The organism is Klebsiella sp. HC6 (genome assembly GCF_022605325.1).
GTDB lineage: Bacteria > Pseudomonadota > Gammaproteobacteria > Enterobacterales > Enterobacteriaceae > Klebsiella > Klebsiella terrigena.
In genome coordinates, this window is the sequence record NZ_CP093276.1 from 34,174 (window position 1) to 49,858 (window position 15,685).

Consider the following 15,685-nt stretch of genomic DNA (forward strand, 5'->3'; position numbering starts at 1 on the left):
TGGCTGTTAAATAAACAGCCTGTGATTCTGCAATCGCGATCATGGTCACAAATGATACGGAAGTAACATGATAATGTTACTATAATATCATTGTTATGTGATTGTTTCTAAGAGGTAGTAAAATGGATATCGCGGTTATCGGCTCAAATATGGTGGATCTGATCACCTATACCAATCAGATGCCAAAAGAGGGGGAAACTCTCGAGGCGCCCTCTTTTAAAATTGGCTGCGGCGGTAAAGGCGCCAACCAGGCCGTCGCGGCAGCCAAGCTTAACTCCAAAGTTCTGATGCTGACCAAGGTTGGGGACGACATTTTTGCCGATAACACGATTCGCAATCTGGAATCCTGGGGCATTAATACGACCTATGTTGAAAAAGTCCCCTGCACCAGCAGCGGCGTGGCGCCGATTTTTGTTAACGCCAACTCCAGCAACAGTATTCTGATTATTAAAGGCGCCAATAAGTTTCTCTCCCCGGAGGATATCGATCGCGCTGCCGAAGATTTAAAAAAGTGTCAGCTGATTGTCTTACAGCTTGAAGTTCAGCTGGAAACGGTTTATCACGCCATTGAATTTGGTAAAAAACACGGAATTGAAGTGTTATTAAATCCGGCGCCGGCGCTGCGTGAATTAGATATGTCCTACGCCTGCAAATGTGACTTTTTCGTCCCTAATGAAACCGAGCTGGAAATATTAACCGGACTGCCCGTGGATACTTACGATAATATTCGCTCCGCCGCCCGCAGCCTCGTCGAAAAAGGGCTTAACAATATTATTGTCACCATGGGTGAGAAAGGTGCGCTATGGATGACGCGCGATCGGGACGTTCACGTTCCGGCGTTTAAGGTCAGCGCGGTTGATACCAGCGGCGCCGGCGACGCCTTTATCGGCTGTTTTGCGCATTACTACGTCCAGAGCGGCGATGTTGAAGCCGCGATGAAAAAAGCCTCGCTCTTTGCCGCCTTCAGCGTTACCGGCAAAGGTACCCAATCGTCTTATCCCAGCATTGAGCAATTCAATGAATATCTGGCGTTAAACGAATAACCCACTGCACTGTAAAAGGTAGCACTATGAACGATAAAAATATCGTTCAGATGGCCGACGGCTATCTGAATAAAACCCCTCTGTTCCAGTTTATTTTGTTATCCTGTTTATTCCCGCTATGGGGATGCGCTGCGGCATTAAATGATATTTTAATAACTCAGTTTAAAAGCGTATTTGCGCTGAGTAACTTTGCCTCGGCGCTGGTACAAAGCGCGTTTTATGGCGGTTATTTTTTAATTGCCATTCCAGCCTCGTTAGTGATTAAAAAAACCAGCTATAAGGTGGCGATTTTAACCGGCCTGACGCTTTATATCGTCGGCTGTACGCTCTTTTTCCCGGCCTCGCACATGGCAACCTACACCATGTTCCTGGCCGCGATTTTCGCCATCGCTATCGGCCTGAGCTTCCTTGAGACGGCGGCGAACACCTACAGCTCAATGATCGGGCCAAAAGCGCAGGCGACCTTACGCCTGAATATCAGCCAGACCTTCTATCCGATTGGCGCCGCGGCCGGCATCCTGCTGGGCAAATATCTGGTCTTTTCCGATGGTGAAAGCCTCGAAAAACAGATGGCGGGCATGAACGCCGAGCAGATCCATAACTTTAAAATCCTGATGCTGGAAAACACCCTTGAGCCCTACAAGTACATGATCATGGTACTGGTGGTGGTGATGGTGCTGTTCCTGCTGACCCGCTTCCCGACCTGCAAAGTGGCGCAGACGGCGAACCATAAGCGTCCGTCGGCGCTGGACACTCTGCGCTACCTGGCGAGCAACGCCCGCTTCCGTCGCGGGATTATCGCCCAGTTCCTCTACGTCGGGATGCAGGTCACCGTCTGGTCGTTCACGATCCGCCTGGCGCTGGAGCTGGGGGATATCAACGAGCGCGATGCCTCAACCTTTATGGTCTACAGCTTCGCCTGCTTCTTCATCGGCAAGTTTATCGCCAACATTCTGATGACGCGCTTCACGCCGGAAAAAGTGCTGATTATCTACTCGGCGATCGGCGCGTTGTTCCTTGCCTACGTGGCGCTGGCGCCGAGCTTCAGCGCGGTATACGTGGCGGTGCTGGTGAGCGTCCTGTTTGGACCCTGCTGGGCGACCATCTATGCCGGGACCCTCGATACGGTTGATAACGAGCATACCGAAATGGCCGGAGCGGTGATTGTGATGGCGATTATCGGCGCGGCGGTGGTGCCGGCGATTCAGGGCTACGTTGCGGACATGTTCCACTCCCTGCAGGTGTCGTTCCTGGTGCCGATGCTGTGCTTCATCTACGTGGGCGTCTACTTCTGGCGTGAGTGCAAAGCGCGCCGTGCGCTGACCGAAGCGACGGCCTCCTGAGGAGAATCATCATGACGACACGATTAACCCTATGGCGTCAGCTGTTTACCGAGCACCCTCGCGTCCTGCTGGCAAACGATGCCTTTACGGTCACCGCGTTCCGCTACGCCAGCGGCGTAGAGGGCCTGCGGGTAGAGAACTCGCGCGGCCACCTGATCATTCTGCCCTGGCTGGGGCAAATGATCTGGGACGCGGAGTTCGATGGTCACGATCTGACGATGCGCAATATGTTCAGCGAGCCGAAGCCGGCGGCGGAAGTGGTGGCCACCTACGGCTGCTTCGCCTTCCACTCCGGGCTGCTGGCGAACGGCTGCCCTTCGCCGGAAGACGTGCATCCGCTGCACGGCGAGATGGCCTGCGCCGCGATGGATGAAGCCTGGCTGGAGCTGGAGGAGGAGAGCCTGCGGGTCACGGGACGCTATGAATACGTGATGGGCTTCGGCCATCACTATCGGGCGCAGCCCGCGGTGGATCTGCATAAAGGGAGCGCGCTCTTTGATATTCACATGGCGGTCACCAACCTCGCCTCCGTCGCGATGCCGCTCCAGTATATGTGCCATATGAACTATGCCTATGTGGCCGGGGCCAGCTTCAGCCAGAATATCCCCGACGACGCGCTCGCGCTGCGGGAGTCGATACCGGGCCACGTGCATCCGACCGAGCAGTGGCTGGCGTTCAACCGGCGCATTCTGCAAGGGGAGGCGTCGCTGGCCGCGCTGAACGAGCCGGACTATTACGATCCGGAAATCGTCTTTTTCGCCGACAGGCTGGATCGCTACACCGACAGGCCTGAATTTCGCATGACGGCTCCGGATGGCACCACGTTCATCACCCGCTTCTCCAGCGCGGAGCTGAACTATGTGACCCGCTGGATCCTCTATAACGGCGATCAGCAGGTGGCGGCTTTTGCGCTACCGGCCACCTGTCGTCCCGAAGGATTCCTGGCGGCGCAGCGTAACGGCAGCCTGATCTCGCTGGCTCCGCAGGAGACCCGCACCTTCAGCGTGGCCACCGGCATCGGCGGCTGATGGGTATAATAGTGCTCAAGGCTTGAACAGCAGCGCGCTTATCGTTAAGGTAAGCGCGTTTTTTTATCCGCCAGGAAACGCCATGACCTCCATTGCCCTTATTGACGATCATCTCATCGTCCGCTCCGGTTTTGCGCAGCTGCTGGGGCTGGAAACCGATTTCCAGGTGGTGGCGGAGTTCGGCTCCGGCCGCGAGGCGCTGGCAGGTCTGCCGGGCCGCGGCGTGCAGGTCTGTATTTGCGATATTTCGATGCCGGATATATCGGGCCTCGAGCTGCTGAGCCAGCTGCCCAAAGGCATCGCGACCATTATGCTCTCGGTCCACGACAGCCCGGCGCTGGTGGAGCAGGCGCTGAATGCCGGCGCCCGGGGCTTTCTCTCCAAACGCTGCAGTCCGGATGAGCTGATTGCCGCCGTCCGCACGGTGGCGACCGGCGGCTGTTACCTGACGCCGGATATCGCCATGAAGCTGGCGGCCGGTCGCCAGGACCCGCTCACCAGGCGCGAACGGCAGGTGGCGGAAAAGCTGGCCCAGGGGATGGCGGTGAAAGAGATTGCCGCCGAGCTTGGGCTATCGCCAAAGACCGTCCACGTTCATCGCGCTAACCTGCTGGAAAAGCTGGGCGTCAGCAACGACGTTGAGCTGGCGCGGCGCATGTTCGATAGCTGGCAGTGAAAGCGCTGTTCTCGCGGCTGCTCTCGGTCGTCGGCTGCTTCTTTATCTTCTCCGCCGCGTGGTTCTGCCTGTGGAGCATCAGCCTGCACGTGGTTGCGCGCCCGGATCTCGCGGTACTGCTGTTTCCCTTCGGTCTACGCCTTGGCCTGATGCTGCAGTGCCCGCGCGGCTACTGGCCGGTGCTGCTGGGAGCGGAATGGCTGCTGATCTTCTGGCTGGCGCAGGAAGTGGCGCTGGCCCATCCGATAATATTGACGATCGGCAGCCTGCTGACCCTGCTGCCGGTGGCGCTGATTTCGCGCTATCGCCAGCAGCGCGACTGGCTGACCCTGCTGCGTCAGGGGGGCGCGCTGATTGCCGCCGCGCTGCTGCAATCGCTGCCGTGGCTCGGCGAGGGAAGCGAAGGGCTCAACGCCCTGCTGCTGACGTTGACCGGCGGCCTGACGCTGGCGCCAACCTGCCTGGTCATCTGGCACTACCTCACCAGCACCGTCTGGCGTCCGCTGGGGCCGGCGCTGGTTTCGCAGCCGGTGAACTGGCGCGGGCGGCATCTGATCTGGTATCTGCTGCTGTTTATGGTCAGCCTCTGGCTGCAGCTGGGGCTGCCCGCCGAGCTCTCCCGCTTTACGCCGTTTTGCCTGGCGCTGCCGATTATCGCCTTGGCCTGGCACTACGGCTGGCAGGGGGCGCTGATTGCCGCCCTGATGAACGCGATTGCCCTGATCGCCAGCCAGACCTGGCACGACCATCCGGTTGATTTGCTGCTCTCCCTGCTGGCGCAAAGCCTGACCGGGCTGCTGCTGGGGGCCGGCATTCAGCGCCTGCGTGAGCTGAACCAGTCGCTGCAAAGCGAGCTGGCGCGCAACCGGCGGCTGGCGGAGCGGCTGCTGGAAACCGAAGAGAGCGTGCGCCGCGACGTGGCGCGCGAACTGCATGACGATATCGGTCAGACCATCACCGCCATCCGCACCCAGGCCGGGATTGTCCAGCGCCTGGCGCCGGAGAACGGCGGCGTCAGGCAGAGCAGCCAGCTGATTGAGCAGCTCTCCCTGGGCGTGTATGACTCGGTGCGCCGCCTGCTGGGGCGCCTGCGCCCGCGGCAGCTCGACGATCTGACCCTTGAACAGGCGGTACGTTCGCTGATGCGCGAAATGGAGCTCGAAGATCGCGGGATAGTCAGCCACCTCGACTGGCGCATCGATGAACCCGCGTTGAGTGAGAGCCAGCGCGTTACCCTGTTCCGCGTCTGCCAGGAGGGGCTGAACAATATCGTTAAGCACGCCAGCGCCAGCGCGGTTACGCTGCAGGGCTGGCAGCAGGACGAGCGGCTGATGCTGGTGCTTGAGGATGACGGCAGCGGGCTGCCGCCGGGCACCGGACAGCACGGCTTTGGCCTGATCGGCATGCGCGAGCGCGTGACGGCGCTGGGCGGGACCTTAACCATTTCCTGCACCCACGGCACGCGCGTCTGCGTCAGCCTGCCGCTGCGCTACGCCTGAGGAACGAAGATGTTTACCTTTATGAAATCTCCCCCTGACGCCGCGCCGATAGCCGATAAGCAGGCCCTCGACGAACGCTATCGCTACTGGCGGCGCCATATTCTGCTGACCATCTGGCTGGGCTACGCGCTGTTCTACTTCACGCGCAAAAGCTTCAACGCCGCGGTGCCGGAGATTCTCGCCAGCAACGTGCTGACCCGCAGCGATATCGGCCTGCTGGCGACGCTGTTTTACATCACCTACGGGCTGTCTAAATTTTTATCCGGCATCGTCAGTGACCGCTCCAACGCCCGCTACTTTATGGGCCTCGGCCTGATTGCGACCGGGGTGGTCAATATCCTGTTCGGCTTTTCCACCTCGCTGTGGGCCTTTGCGCTGCTGTGGGCGCTGAACGCCTTTTTCCAGGGCTGGGGCTCGCCGGTTTGCGCCCGTCTGCTGACGTCCTGGTACTCCCGTACCGAGCGCGGCGGCTGGTGGGCGCTGTGGAACACCGCCCACAACGTCGGCGGCGCGCTGATCCCGATGGTCATCGGCGCCGCGGCGCTGCACTACGGCTGGCGCGCCGGGATGATGATTGCCGGGATGCTGGCAATCCTCGCCGGGCTGTTTCTCTGCTGGCGGCTGCGCGACCGGCCGCAGGCGGTGGGGCTGCCCGCGGTAGGCGACTGGCGTCACGATGAGCTGGAGATCGCCCAGCAGCAGGAGGGGCAGGGCCTGACGCGCAGGGAGATCCTCTACAAGTACGTACTAACGAACCCCTATATCTGGCTGCTGTCGCTGTGCTACGTGCTGGTTTACGTGGTGCGGGCGGCGATTAACGACTGGGGCAATCTCTACATGTCGGAGACCCTGGGGGTCAATCTGGTGACCGCCAACTCGGCGGTGACCATGTTTGAGCTGGGCGGGTTTATCGGCGCGCTGGTGGCCGGCTGGGGTTCGGATAAGCTGTTCAACGGCAACCGCGGGCCGATGAACCTGATTTTTGCCGCCGGGATAATGCTGTCGGTGGGCGGCCTGTGGCTGATGCCGTTTGCCAGCTACGTGATGCAGGCCGCCTGCTTCTTTACCACCGGCTTCTTTGTCTTCGGCCCGCAGATGCTGATCGGCATGGCGGCGGCGGAGTGCTCACATCGGGACGCGGCGGGCGCGGCAACCGGGTTTGTCGGGCTATTTGCCTATCTGGGAGCCTCGCTCTCCGGCTGGCCGCTGGCGCAGGTGATGGACGTCTGGCACTGGAGCGGCTTTTTTGTGGTGATTACCATCGCCGCCGGCATTTCGGCGCTGCTGCTGCTGCCGTTTTTAAACGCCCAGGCGCCGAGAACCGCCAGCGAAGCGTGACCTGGCTCTCCTTTTTGCCCCGAGTGCGGCAAAACTAAGACATTTTCCCGGTTTCACCTGGACGCTGTCTCAGGCAAGCCGTACGGCCAGTTTTTACAATAGCGGTCATTCAATATCATTTTCCCAAAATAATTCATGTTGCAGGAAGGCGGCAGGCGAGCGTCGCCAACGTACCTGAGGCCTGAGGCATCAAGGGAAAACCTGGAGTGTCCTATGCTGGCCTTTCTAAACCAGGTACGTAAACCGACCCTGGATCTGCCGCTCGACGTGCGGCGCAAGATGTGGTTTAAACCGTTCATGCAGTCCTATCTGGTGGTCTTCATCGGCTACCTGACCATGTATCTGATCCGCAAGAACTTTAACATTGCTCAAAACGACATGATTTCGACCTACGGGTTGAGCATGACGCAGCTGGGGATGATTGGCCTGGGCTTCTCCATCACCTACGGCGTGGGTAAAACGCTGGTCTCCTACTACGCGGACGGCAAGAATACCAAGCAGTTCCTGCCGTTTATGCTGATCCTCTCCGCCATCTGTATGCTCGGCTTCAGCGCCAGTATGGGCGCCGGGTCGACCAGCCTGTTCCTGATGATCGCTTTCTACGCGCTGAGCGGCTTCTTCCAGAGCACCGGCGGCTCGTGCAGCTACTCGACGATTACCAAGTGGACGCCGCGACGCAAGCGCGGATCGTACCTCGGGATGTGGAATATCTCCCACAACCTCGGCGGCGCGGGCGCGGCAGGGGTAGCGCTGTTTGGCGCCAACTACCTGTTCGACGGCCACGTCATCGGGATGTTTATCTTCCCGTCGATTATCGCGCTGGTCGTGGGCTTTATCGGCCTGCGTTTTGGCAGCGACTCCCCTGAATCCTACGGTCTCGGCAATGCCGAAGAGCTGTTCGGGGAGGAGATCAGCGAAGAGGATAAAGAAACCGAAGATAGCGCGATGACCAAGTGGCAGATCTTCGTCGAGTACGTGCTGAAAAACAAAGTTATCTGGCTGCTGTGCTTCTCCAATATTTTCCTCTATGTGGTGCGTATCGGCATCGACCAGTGGTCAACCGTTTACGCATTCCAGGAGCTGAAGCTGTCAAAAGAGGTGGCGATTCAGGGCTTTACCCTGTTTGAAGTCGGTGCGCTGGTCGGCACCCTGCTGTGGGGCTGGCTGTCGGATCTGGCCAACGGCCGCCGGGCGCTGGTTGCCTGCGTCGCGCTGGCGCTGATCATTGCGACGCTCGGCGTCTATCAGCATGCCAGTAATCAGTATGTCTATCTGATGTCGCTGTTTGCCCTCGGCTTTTTAGTCTTTGGCCCGCAGCTGCTGATTGGCGTCGCGGCCGTTGGTTTTGTGCCGAAAAAAGCGATTGGCGCAGCGGACGGCATCAAAGGTACCTTCGCCTATCTGATTGGCGACAGCTTCGCCAAGCTGGGCCTCGGGATGATTGCCGACGGCACGCCGGTCTTCGGCCTCACCGGCTGGGCGGGCACCTTTGCCGCGCTGGACGCGGCGGCCATTGGCTGTATCTGCCTGATGGCCATCGTCGCGGTATTTGAAGAACGTAAAATTCGCCGCGAGAAGAAGAAACAGAGTTTGCAGACCGCCTGAGGCATCAGGTATGGGTAACTTTGCCCGGCCTTCCCGCCGGGCTTTTTTATTCCTGCTGTGCAAGAGGGGAATTTAGGCCTCTTCTGACCTACCGATGGTTTTTTGATGGCTTCATCCATGCATCATCGTACTTTATATTCCCACTAAGATAGTTCCATTCAATCCCTCTAAATCTTAATCCTATAACTTCATGCATATTCGGAGAGGAGCTACCCGGATAATAGACATGCGTAAAATCAACCGAAGAAATAACTACGCTATCTAATGTGATTTTATATAGTTCTACTTCAACACCTGCCTCTATAATCGCATAATATTTAATTACGGCTTTCTGTAAGCGTTTGGATTCACAAACAGCAATAGCAAAAAATGGACTCGTTTTATCTAACTGTTTATGGACGGTAACAGGATCGTGCTGTCGTGTCCCTGTCATGCTTCCAGTAATACTATCTACACCTTGCCTGACGCCGTAGCTACTGTTCATGATTTCAATGGCGCCTTCTCTACCTGGCATCAGACAGTCGCCTTTTACCTGAACTCCACTCTCGTCATATAAAAATAAATACGCTGGTAATGACATTTTCATAATCTCCCATCGCGATCAATAAAGAATGAGTCTATGTACTGCTTGCCGTTTAGGCCATAATAGATGTTGTATTGATAACCATTTTTAAATTTAAATTTAAAACATGTGTTGGGGTAGGACGAATTTATTTGGTCATCACTTTTAATAACCGTATAGTGGCCTCTTGGGTAATAATAAATATTGTAATGTTCTAAAGTGTCATTTTTATTTACACTAAAGCAAAGGGTGTTCCCATGAACAAAGACGCTACGCTGAGAAGGGGCTAGCTGACCTCCTGGACAGCCCGAAAGAAGGAAGATTAAAGGGGCAATGGCGACTCTTTTCATCCCGGGAATCCTTTCATGACGGATTTATATTTATAAATTAAATTATAAGGAGACTTATTCGACGTATAATCACGATATTCATATAATCCGTAGTTACCTTCGAAACCATAATTAATTAATAGCCAATAATCACTGGCGATGGATGCTTGTTGCTCTAAACCATAATGGAGAAAATCCGCTTTATCCAGACTGTAGCTATAATCAGCGAAGCGAGAGAATAAACCTCTTGTCCTGACAAACATGCCTTTTTGTGCTTGCCATGCATGAACCATTTCATGCATGAATCTATGTTTTTTTGAGATTTCTTGCTCTAATGAAAAATCTGGTGAATACGTTTCTTCTCTGAACCATAGTTCACCGTTAGGGGTCATAGCCACATCAACGGGTTGAAGATTAAAGGGTAAGTAGCTTTCACGATGTACCCAAATTCGACTATAGTTGAGGCTTTCGCCAAAAAGCGTTTTCGCCAGAGCGATCTCACCAATTGTTAGCTGTCTTACGCCACCTGGATTTATCGCGGTTCCTGATGTCGGTTTTATTCTTTCATCTACAGGCAATTCAATATCCTCCTAATCCCTTATTGATATTTACATTGATGCTACTCCTGAAGTTAATAGCAAAGGACAAGAGATTTACGCGAATAATCTTAAAATTAAGGTGAAAAGATAGTGGTGATATTATAAAGGTATCACTAATAAAAATGTATGTCTGGTAGGATCAATAATAAGTTGGCGTATTGAAACGAGTCAGGGAGGGCGTATCTTATAAAAGATATGTATGGGTTGTTGAGCAGTATTATAAATTGAAATGATATAGCGAGAAATAAAACTCGTCATGAAACTAACAATGAGTTTCTCCCGTTTCTCCCGTTTCTCCCGTTTCTCCCGTTTCTCCCGTTTTTGCCGACTGCCGTTGGCGGGTTTCTTGCTGCCGCTCCTTAGTCATCCCCGAATTTAGCCGGTTAAGGGCTTGCGTCCGCAGGCCTGCCTGCATGTCGTTTTTTCCCTTTTTTCAGTTCACTAATCTGGCGCTGCCTGCTGTCGAGACCGGATGTTTCCCGCTATGATGAGCGGCTGATTTAAGGAGAACGTATGGTCTGGATAATACTGGCAACGCTTGGCGTGGTGTTTGTGGTCGGATTTCGGGTGTTGACCTCTGATTCCCGCCGGGCGATCAAACGCTTAAACGAACGACTGGGTATCACGCCGGTTGCGATTGAGTCGATGATCGACCAGTTTGGTAAAACGGCTGGAACCGAGTTTATTCGCTACCTTGAGCGCCCCGATGAGGCCCATTTGCAGAATGCCGCGCAGGTGCTGCTAATCTGGCAGGTCTGTATTGTTGATGGCAGCGAAGAGAATCTGAACAGCTGGTACCGTCTGCTGCGTAAAGCCCGGCTTGCCGCGCCAATCACCGATGCGCAAATCCGCCTGACGCTTGGCTTTATGCGCGAAATAGAGCCCGATCCGCAGGAGCTAAACGCTTTCCAGCTGCGCTATAACCAGCTCTTCCTGCCGGAAGAGGGGGTGTTTTATCTGCATTAATATCACGAGTCATTGCGCTTCCCATCTGCCTCGTCGTTGAATTTATCCATGAATTACGCTGTGGCTATCTGACTGAGCGTGGTAATGAAAGAAAAGTTGTCAAAACGTTAAATTCGTCACAGTTTTGATGATAGACTGCGCTGCTTTTCCGTACGTTTTTAGCTTCAGGTTACGCCATGACAGAACATATCCGCACCACGAGCAAATCGCAGACCAATGAAGTTTCACGGCCAAACTGGTCGGCGGTTTTTGCGGTGGCCTTTTGCGTCGCCTGCCTGATAACCGTTGAGTTCCTGCCGGTGAGCCTGCTGACGCCGATGGCGCAGGATTTAGGCATTTCCGAGGGGATGGCCGGACAGTCGGTCACCACGACCGCGTTTGTGGCGATGTTTGCCAGCCTGTTTATTACGTCCCTGATCCGCACCACCGATCGCCGCTACGTGGTGATCCTGTTTTCCGTGCTGCTGACGCTCTCCTGCCTGCTGGTCTCCTTTGCCAACAGCTTTTGGCTGCTGCTGGTAGGTCGCGCCTGCCTGGGGCTGGCGCTAGGGGGATTTTGGGCGATGTCGGCGTCGCTGACCATGCGCCTGGTTCCGATGCGGGTGGTGCCAAAAGCGCTGTCGGTTATCTTCGGGGCGGTGTCGATTGCGCTGGTGATTGCCGCGCCGTTGGGCAGTTTCCTCGGCGGCATTATCGGCTGGCGCAACGTCTTTAACGCGGCGGCGGTAATGGGCGTGCTGTGCACGATTTGGGTACTGAAGGTGCTGCCTTCGCTGCCTGGTGAAGCGCCGCATCAGCAGCAAAACATGCTGAGTCTGCTGAAGCGTCCCGGCGTAATGGCCGGGATGTGCGCTATTTTCATGGCCTTCGCCGGCCAGTTTTCCTTCTTTACCTACATTCGTCCGGTCTATATGACCCTCGCGGGCTTTGACGTTGATGGCCTGACGCTGGTGCTGCTGAGCTTTGGGATTGCCAGCTTTGTCGGGACCTCGCTGTCGTCGATGCTCCTGAAGCGATCGGTGAAAACCGCCTTAGCGACGGCGCCTCTGGTTCTGGCGGCCAGCGCGGCGGTGCTGGTGCTGTGGGGAGAAAGTCAGATTGTGGCCTCCGCGGTGGCGATTATCTGGGGCTTTGCTTTTGCCCTGATCCCGGTGGGCTGGTCAACGTGGATCACCCGTTCGCTGTCAGATCAGGCGGAAAAGGCCGGTTCGATCCAGGTCGCGGTGATTCAGCTGGCGAATACCTGCGGGGCCGCTGTTGGCGGCGTGGCGCTCGACCACCTGGGCCTGCTGTCGCCGCTGATTATCTCGGGCGCCCTGATGCTGCTGACCGGGCTGCTGGTGGCAACGAAGGTGCGGATTTCGGCATAAAAAAAGCCCCGGGGCGCAGCGCCGGCCGGGCAACCAAACCCGGGCCGGGCATTCACGCCGCGACCCGGGACTGCTTTCTGACTTAGAACCAGGCCTCAAACATGCCGCCGACGTTCAGCGAGTCCAGCTGGTCGCTGCTGGTGCCGTTGACCTTAGCGGTATGTTTATTATCCACCTGGCCGCCGGTGACGTAGAAGCGCAGCATCGGCCGGAACTCAGGCCCCATACCAATCGCGATGTTCTGCGACAGCGTCAGCTTCCAGCCGTGGTTATCCCCGCCCCGATCGTAGTCAACGCGCTGATAGCCGGCTTCCAGCCAGGTTGAATGCACGTCGTTCCAGAAATACATCGGACGGATAATCGCGCCGTAGTTTTTACGGTTATCGGTATTGTCCTTGCCGTTGTCGTAGTCATGGAAGGCCAGCAGATACTCCACCTGCGCCTGTCGGGTAAACTTGTGGCTGCCCTCAAAGCTGGCGTAGATGGCGGTCAGATCGTCGGTTTTGTTATAGACGCTGTTATCCGCGTTATCGGAATAGCGCAGGATAACCTTGTTCACGCCGCCGTCGTTGGTATGGCTCAGCACCAGGCCGCCCTGCCAGGCATCGAGCTGCGCGTCGTTATCCACCGCTTTTGAATCAAAGCCGTAGTTGGCGTACACCTCAACGTCGATTGGGCCAGCCTTGATATTGTGGATTTTTGACGTCAGCGCGTAGTGGCCGTCATCGCCGGTGCCCGAGCCGCCGGTACAGGTGATGCGCGACGGGTTGGACTCATCGGCCATCACCTCCGGGCTGCAGGACTCAACCTGTGAGACCCCCGCCACGTCAAACTGCACGCCGCCGATATCAAAGTTTTTCACCCCGGCGCCCTGGCCGTCGTGGTTCATCCAGAAGTAGTCGTTGATCCCCTGCTGCGGACGCTGGTGGAAGTCGCGACCGGCCCAGATATAGGCGTTGGGGTTTGATTCGAGGACGTTAGTGACGCCGACGTAGGCCTTTTTCAGGTTAACTTCGTCGCTCCAGTGGTCGAACATAACGTTAATATCCCAGATAGCGCCCTGGCTGCTCTTAAAGGCTTTGGTGATCTGGAATTCGCCGCCGTTGCCTTCGTTGCCGAGACGGCCGATTGCCGACGCGCCGTTGTAGGAGCCGTCGACGCCGACGAACTTCTGGTCACCGGTCTGGAACTGGGCGCCGTAGCGGGCGTAGCCGCTAAACTTCAGGCCGAATGGAATAGCCATATCCGGTGAGGCTGCGGTGGTCTGCGGGTTGGTGATGACGTCCACCTTTTTATCGGCGGCAGCATCGATTTTGGCCTGACGGTCGGCCAGCGCTTTATCCACGGCTTTCGCCACAATGGCGTCGATTTGTTGCTGAGTAAAATCTTGTGCTAATACAGAAATTGGGCACAGTGCGGCAACGACCGCCATGGCTAATGGCAGCATTTTTACATTATTCATAATTATCTCGCTGGTAATAATTTATATATTAAGATAATAACCATCCCGCCCCGGTTAATATAAAGGGTGAGCTAGGGGATGGCGTTTATATATTAACGTTGGTATAAGTGAATAATTTCCTGTGAAAACTCGCGAGCCAGCAGCGAATTCATCAGATGGTCCTGAGCGTGGACCATAATCAGCGTCATCGGCTGGCGCGCCTCGCCCGCATCCTGCTCGATAAGCTGGGTCTGCATCTGGTGCGCCCGACGGGCGTAGCCGTCGGCTTCATTAAGGAGCAGTTTAGCTTCATCAATATTACCGTGGCGGGCAGCGTGAATCGCTTCGAAACATAATGAGCGTGACTGTCCCGCATTCACGATAATTTCCATTACCGCATCTTCTAATTCAATCATAATAGTTCCTGAGATCATTAACTTTATTATTTAAAGCGTACGGCGAAAATCCCTTTCCCGCATAATTCCTGATGACGGTGTTATTTTTATCGGACGCTCCGGGAAATACAGCTAAGAGCGTATTTCCCGACTATTACTGACTGACTGTTTCAGCAACCGGAACGGCGGCTTTGGCTTTTTCGACTTCAGTTTTCATTAATGAGCGTTCATAGGCGCGGAGGAATGGCAGGTAAATGACGGCTGACATCACCATGCAAATGACGCACATCACCACCGGGCTCAGGGTCCAGTTGGCGGCCCAGGAGGCGCCGATAGGGGCCGGCGTGGTCCACGGCGTCAGCGAGACCACCTGCGTCAGCCAGCCGAGACGCGTTGCGCCGTAGGCCAGCACCGCGTTGATCATCGGTACGAACACGAACGGGATAAACATCATCGGGTTCATGATAATCGGCGCCCCGAACAGAATCGGTTCGTTAATATTGAAGAAGCTTGGCACGATGCCCATTTTGCCGATGGTCCGCAGGTGCGCTACGCGGCTGCGCAGCAGCAGGAATGCCAGCGGAAGCGTCGAACCCACGCCGCCAATCAGCAGATAGTGGTCCCAGAAGCCCTGCAGGTAAACGTGCGGCAGCGCGGCGCCAGCGGCCAGTGCCGCCTGGTTTGCCGACAGGTTCGCCATCCAGAACGGATTCATAATCCCGGTCACAATCAGCGAGCCGTGGATCCCGGCGAACCAGAAAATCTGGCACATCAGCACGGAGAGCAGGATTGCCGGCAGGGAGCCGGAGGCCGACACCAGCGGCTCCAGCAGGTGCATAATCGCCTGCGGCAGGATCATGCCGGTTTGCGCTTCGATAAACAGGTTCAGCGGATGCAGCGTACCGATCACCACCAGCACCGGGATCAGGATTTCGAACGAGCGCGCGACGCCGGTGGGCACCTCTTTCGGCAGGCGGATAGTAATATTATTCTGCTTCAGCCATGCGTAAATGCGGGTGGAGTAGATAGCGGTAATTAAGGCGGTGAAGATCCCCTGACCTGACAGATACTGGGTGGAAATTTTGCCGTCGGCGTAGGGCGCCGCGACCAGCAGGAAAGCCATAAAGGCCAGCAGGCCGGACATCACCGGGTCGAGCTGAAACTGGCGGCCGAGGCTGGCGCCAATGCCGACGGAAATAAAGAAGGTCATGACCCCCATGCTCAGGTTAAACGGCAGCATCAGCTGCTCACGATACTGCTGTGAGAAATCCAGCCAGCCGCGGGCAAAACCGTTGGTGGTGTCGGGTGAAAAAGGAGGAAAGATAAATACCAGCATGAAAGAGCCGATGATCATAAACGGCAATGCGGCAGTGAAGCCATCGCGGATGGCGATAACGTATTTCTGCTGCCCAAGGCGTCCTGCCAGCGGAGTAATAGATTGCTCGATCACGGCAATCATGGACTGATACAGAGAACTCATTTGCACACCTC

Annotated in this window: 15 protein-coding genes; 9 read left to right on the top strand and 6 right to left on the bottom strand. The window is 56.0% G+C overall.

Going from position 1 to position 15,685, the window contains the following annotated elements; all coding sequences use genetic code 11:
- The first annotated feature begins 122 nt into the window (after positions 1 to 122).
- From rbsK to uhpT, 7 genes are all read left to right on the top strand, one after another.
- The gene (gene rbsK, locus MMW58_RS00170; RefSeq protein ID WP_241722559.1) at positions 123 to 1,043 is read left to right on the top strand and encodes a ribokinase; all 921 of its coding nucleotides are present in this window, start codon (positions 123 to 125) and stop codon (positions 1,041 to 1,043) included.
- 26 nt (positions 1,044 to 1,069) lie between these two features.
- Positions 1,070 to 2,386 (top strand): L-fucose:H+ symporter permease, encoded by a 1,317-nt coding sequence (fucP, locus tag MMW58_RS00175; RefSeq protein ID WP_045853770.1) that lies wholly within the window; start codon positions 1,070 to 1,072, stop codon positions 2,384 to 2,386.
- Between the two features lie 11 nt (positions 2,387 to 2,397).
- On the top strand, positions 2,398 to 3,414 hold the full coding sequence (locus MMW58_RS00180; protein ID WP_241722560.1) for an aldose 1-epimerase family protein: 1,017 nt from the start codon (positions 2,398 to 2,400) through the stop codon (positions 3,412 to 3,414).
- An 82-nt stretch (positions 3,415 to 3,496) separates the two neighbouring features.
- Positions 3,497 to 4,090 carry a transcriptional regulator UhpA gene (uhpA, locus tag MMW58_RS00185; RefSeq protein WP_133600238.1) on the top strand — a complete coding sequence of 198 codons (594 nt, stop codon included), beginning with the start codon at positions 3,497 to 3,499 and terminating at the stop codon, positions 4,088 to 4,090.
- A gap of 17 nt (positions 4,091 to 4,107) precedes the next feature.
- Entirely contained in the window at positions 4,108 to 5,589 is a 1,482-nt protein-coding gene (gene uhpB / locus MMW58_RS00190) for a signal transduction histidine-protein kinase/phosphatase UhpB (RefSeq protein ID WP_181955454.1), read from the top strand.
- 9 nt (positions 5,590 to 5,598) lie between these two features.
- Positions 5,599 to 6,927, top strand: a complete 1,329-nt coding sequence (gene uhpC, locus MMW58_RS00195; protein WP_241722561.1) for an MFS transporter — start codon at positions 5,599 to 5,601, stop codon at positions 6,925 to 6,927.
- Between the two features lie 213 nt (positions 6,928 to 7,140).
- The gene (uhpT, locus tag MMW58_RS00200; protein ID WP_133600235.1) at positions 7,141 to 8,532 is read left to right on the top strand and encodes a hexose-6-phosphate:phosphate antiporter; all 1,392 of its coding nucleotides are present in this window, start codon (positions 7,141 to 7,143) and stop codon (positions 8,530 to 8,532) included.
- A gap of 88 nt (positions 8,533 to 8,620) precedes the next feature.
- Here uhpT and MMW58_RS00205 read toward each other — a convergent pair whose 3' ends face one another.
- From MMW58_RS00205 to MMW58_RS00215, 3 genes are read right to left on the bottom strand one after another with little or no spacing between them, the layout of a single operon-like run.
- Complete coding sequence (locus MMW58_RS00205; protein WP_241723789.1) at positions 8,621 to 9,112, bottom strand: Hcp family type VI secretion system effector; 492 nt, start codon at positions 9,110 to 9,112, stop codon at positions 8,621 to 8,623.
- 2 nt (positions 9,113 to 9,114) lie between these two features.
- On the bottom strand, positions 9,115 to 9,444 hold the full coding sequence (locus MMW58_RS00210) for a putative T6SS immunity periplasmic lipoprotein (protein WP_241722562.1): 330 nt from the start codon (positions 9,442 to 9,444) through the stop codon (positions 9,115 to 9,117).
- Positions 9,441 to 10,001, bottom strand: a complete 561-nt coding sequence (locus MMW58_RS00215; protein WP_241722563.1) for a type IV secretion protein Rhs — start codon at positions 9,999 to 10,001, stop codon at positions 9,441 to 9,443. The genes MMW58_RS00210 and MMW58_RS00215 overlap by 4 nt, the downstream gene beginning before the upstream one ends.
- 534 nt (positions 10,002 to 10,535) lie before the next feature.
- Here MMW58_RS00215 and MMW58_RS00220 point away from each other — a divergent pair.
- Positions 10,536 to 10,988: a DUF1198 family protein gene (locus MMW58_RS00220; RefSeq protein ID WP_041143299.1), complete on the top strand. Its 453-nt coding sequence runs from the start codon at positions 10,536 to 10,538 to the stop codon at positions 10,986 to 10,988.
- Between the two features lie 176 nt (positions 10,989 to 11,164).
- Positions 11,165 to 12,358 (top strand): purine ribonucleoside efflux pump NepI, encoded by a 1,194-nt coding sequence (nepI, locus tag MMW58_RS00225; RefSeq protein ID WP_133600234.1) that lies wholly within the window; start codon positions 11,165 to 11,167, stop codon positions 12,356 to 12,358.
- Between the two features lie 82 nt (positions 12,359 to 12,440).
- Here nepI and MMW58_RS00230 read toward each other — a convergent pair whose 3' ends face one another.
- The 3 genes from MMW58_RS00230 to MMW58_RS00240 form a co-directional block, all read right to left on the bottom strand.
- A complete protein-coding gene (locus MMW58_RS00230) occupies positions 12,441 to 13,820 on the bottom strand; it encodes a carbohydrate porin (protein WP_133600233.1) in 1,380 nt (459 codons plus the stop codon).
- 92 nt (positions 13,821 to 13,912) lie between these two features.
- Positions 13,913 to 14,215 (bottom strand): PTS lactose/cellobiose transporter subunit IIA, encoded by a 303-nt coding sequence (locus MMW58_RS00235; RefSeq protein ID WP_041143296.1) that lies wholly within the window; start codon positions 14,213 to 14,215, stop codon positions 13,913 to 13,915.
- Between the two features lie 133 nt (positions 14,216 to 14,348).
- Positions 14,349 to 15,674 carry a PTS sugar transporter subunit IIC gene (locus MMW58_RS00240; RefSeq protein ID WP_241722564.1) on the bottom strand — a complete coding sequence of 442 codons (1,326 nt, stop codon included), beginning with the start codon at positions 15,672 to 15,674 and terminating at the stop codon, positions 14,349 to 14,351.
- Positions 15,675 to 15,685: the final 11 nt, after the last annotated feature.

Coding starts and splice junctions, on each gene's coding strand:
- rbsK (WP_241722559.1), top strand. CDS start 123: ATGGATATCGCGGTTATCGGCTCAAATATGGTGGATCTGATCACCTAT.
- fucP (WP_045853770.1), top strand. CDS start 1,070: ATGAACGATAAAAATATCGTTCAGATGGCCGACGGCTATCTGAATAAA.
- MMW58_RS00180 (WP_241722560.1), top strand. CDS start 2,398: ATGACGACACGATTAACCCTATGGCGTCAGCTGTTTACCGAGCACCCT.
- uhpA (WP_133600238.1), top strand. CDS start 3,497: ATGACCTCCATTGCCCTTATTGACGATCATCTCATCGTCCGCTCCGGT.
- uhpC (WP_241722561.1), top strand. CDS start 5,599: ATGTTTACCTTTATGAAATCTCCCCCTGACGCCGCGCCGATAGCCGAT.
- uhpT (WP_133600235.1), top strand. CDS start 7,141: ATGCTGGCCTTTCTAAACCAGGTACGTAAACCGACCCTGGATCTGCCG.
- MMW58_RS00205 (WP_241723789.1), bottom strand. CDS start 9,112: ATGTCATTACCAGCGTATTTATTTTTATATGACGAGAGTGGAGTTCAG.
- MMW58_RS00210 (WP_241722562.1), bottom strand. CDS start 9,444: ATGAAAAGAGTCGCCATTGCCCCTTTAATCTTCCTTCTTTCGGGCTGT.
- MMW58_RS00220 (WP_041143299.1), top strand. CDS start 10,536: ATGGTCTGGATAATACTGGCAACGCTTGGCGTGGTGTTTGTGGTCGGA.
- nepI (WP_133600234.1), top strand. CDS start 11,165: ATGACAGAACATATCCGCACCACGAGCAAATCGCAGACCAATGAAGTT.
- MMW58_RS00230 (WP_133600233.1), bottom strand. CDS start 13,820: ATGAATAATGTAAAAATGCTGCCATTAGCCATGGCGGTCGTTGCCGCA.
- MMW58_RS00235 (WP_041143296.1), bottom strand. CDS start 14,215: ATGATTGAATTAGAAGATGCGGTAATGGAAATTATCGTGAATGCGGGA.
- MMW58_RS00240 (WP_241722564.1), bottom strand. CDS start 15,674: ATGAGTTCTCTGTATCAGTCCATGATTGCCGTGATCGAGCAATCTATT.